General features: G+C 44.5%; 2 protein-coding genes. One reads left to right on the top strand and one right to left on the bottom strand.

Annotation, left to right across the window (positions count from 1 at the left end):
• On the top strand, positions 1-346 hold a 346-nt coding region (rrtA, locus tag R7R78_RS26465; protein ID WP_225474654.1), incomplete at its 5' end, for a rhombosortase.
• A gap of 90 nt (positions 347-436) precedes the next feature.
• Here rrtA and R7R78_RS26460 read toward each other — a convergent pair.
• On the bottom strand, positions 437-694 hold a 258-nt coding region (locus R7R78_RS26460; RefSeq protein WP_225474653.1), incomplete at its 5' end, for a ComEA family DNA-binding protein.

Below are 694 nucleotides of genomic sequence, written 5' to 3'. Positions count from 1 at the left end.
TCCTAGTGCACGCAACTTCTCGATTGTTTTTCTTTTGCTTTGTGCCTTTGTCGGCGTAATGAACTTACTGACTAGCATGTCAGTCTATGTCGGCTTGTCTGGCGTCTTACACGGTTTGTTTGGTTTTTGGGCTCTCAGAGAAGTGATTGAAAACAGAAGAAGTAGCCTACTCTTAGTCGCCGGACTTATTGCGAAAATCGCATGGGAGCAACTTTATGGCCCTTCAACCAGCACTGCTGCAATGATAGGCGCTCGTGTTGCTGTTGATGCACACCTGTTTGGTGCAATGGGAGGCTTAGGTATGGCATTAGTAGAGAAAGGATTCCATCGCCGTATATTTGGATAAAAAATCCCGAACCACGAAAGAGGGTTTGGTTCGGGAAAGCAGTAACCGGAAACGAAAACTCAGTAAGAATACAATGGTCGAAGCCCGCGTTTATAGAAGAATGCGGTTTTCGTTTTTCTTGATGGTTGCTTCACCAATTCCTTTTACATTGGTTAAATCAGCTGCTGTTTTAAATGGGCCGTGCTCAGTACGGTAGTCAACTATGCTTTGCGCTTTCTTTTCGCCAATACCTTTCAGCATCGTTGCTATCTCTTCTGCAGAAGCAGTATTGATATTGACCGTAATTTCAATTCCTTCATATTTATCAGCCTTGGTATCAGCGGCCAAACTGAGTGGTGCGAACACCAC

Source organism: Vibrio sp. 2134-1 (genome assembly GCF_033339495.1).
The sequence above is the reverse complement of the archived record's forward strand: the minus strand, read 5'-3'. Positions and strand labels throughout refer to the sequence as shown.